The organism is Trueperella sp. HMSC08B05, assembly GCF_001808405.1.
Lineage (GTDB): Bacteria > Actinomycetota > Actinomycetes > Actinomycetales > Actinomycetaceae > Trueperella > Trueperella bernardiae.
Window position 1 is genome coordinate 1 of the sequence record NZ_KV793261.1, and the last position, 1,327, is coordinate 1,327.

Annotated in this window: 1 protein-coding gene and 1 pseudogene; both read left to right on the top strand. The window is 59.8% G+C overall.

Going from position 1 to position 1,327, the window contains the following annotated elements:
- The first annotated feature begins 56 nt into the window (after positions 1 to 56).
- Complete coding sequence (locus HMPREF3167_RS07095) at positions 57 to 365, top strand: transposase (RefSeq protein WP_070422110.1); 309 nt, start codon at positions 57 to 59, stop codon at positions 363 to 365.
- Positions 359 to 1,273 (top strand): annotated as a pseudogene (locus HMPREF3167_RS07100) (IS3 family transposase); the annotation flags it as partial. The gene HMPREF3167_RS07095 and the pseudogene HMPREF3167_RS07100, both read left to right, overlap by 7 nt.
- Positions 1,274 to 1,327 lie beyond the last annotated feature (54 nt).

Sequence of the window (1,327 nt, forward strand, 5' to 3'; positions counted from 1 at the left end):
TGGGGTGTCATGATTCCGGTGGACGGTGAAACCCACCGGTCTGGAAGGATTAAATCATGCCACGTAAGTATTCGGATCAGTTTCGTCAGCAGTGCATTGATGAGGTGTTGATGTTCGGCAAGACTCGTGGTGCCGTGGCCCAGGAGTACGGGGTGTCGTCCTCGTCGTTGGGACGCTGGGTGGCCAAAGCCGAAGGCACCTTGGGCACTGGTTCCGGCAGCCACATGCGCGCTGCTGATGCCGCGTCGCAGGACCCGGCAGAGATGGCAAAGCGGATCAAAGAGCTCGAGCGTGAAAACGAGTTTTTAAAAAAAGCGGCCGCCTTCTTCGCCACGGAGCACACCACGAGGACCTCTTCGCGGTAATTGCCCACTTCCACGAAGAAGGCAACCCCTGCCCCCGCTACCCAGTGTCAATGATGTGCCGTGTGTTGGAAGTATCCAGCTCCGGCTATTACGCCTGGCGCAAGCGTAGAGATACTCCGCCGGCCGGTGGCACACCGCGGGCGAAACGCGCGGCGATTACCGATCTGGTTATCGAGATCTTCAACGAGCACAACGGTTTTGCCGGGGCGCGCACTATCTACCGGCAGCTTCAGGCCCAAAACGTTGCAACCACGCTGTATGCGGTGCGAAAGATCATGGCTGACAACACGCTGCACACCAAGTACCGTCGCGCGTTTAAACGCACCACGATCCAAGACCCGCAGGCGAGCGCACGAGCTGATCTGCTTCGGCGCCGTTTCTACCCCGCGATGCCGACAACCTATCTGTGCGGCGACATCACCTACCTGCGCACCGCGCAGGGATGGATGTATCTGGCCGTCGTGATCGATCTGAGCACACGGATGGTTGTCGGGTGGCAGATCGCAGACCGGATGAGTGCGCAACTTGTCGTCGACGCGCTGACCATGGCGCACGCGGCCGGTTTCGTCGCGGGCAACGCGGTGTTTCACTCCGACCGCGGCTCGCAGTACACCTCGAAGCAGTTCGCGCAAACAGCCAAGAAACTCGATGTGCGTTTAAGCACCGGCGCGGTCGGTGTGTGCTGGGACAACGCGGTTGCGGAGTCGATGTTTTCCACGTTGAAGCTGCATCTGCTGTACGAAAAGAAGCAGTTCGCGTCGAAGTTCGACGCCCGCTACGAAGTCGGACACTGGATCGAGGCGTACTACAACCGCCGCCGCATCCACTCCACCACCGGGCTGATCCCCGCCGAAGCAATGCGCCAATTCAAAACCCGCTGCGCCGACACACACGCCGCCGCAGCCTAACCCCCACAACCAAACACAACGGGTTTACCCGTCCACAAAATTTGACACAGCCCA

Bases quoted from the DNA above. Each gene is read 5' to 3' on its own strand.
- HMPREF3167_RS07095 (WP_070422110.1), top strand. From the start codon at position 57: ATGCCACGTAAGTATTCGGATCAGTTTCGTCAGCAGTGCATTGATGAG.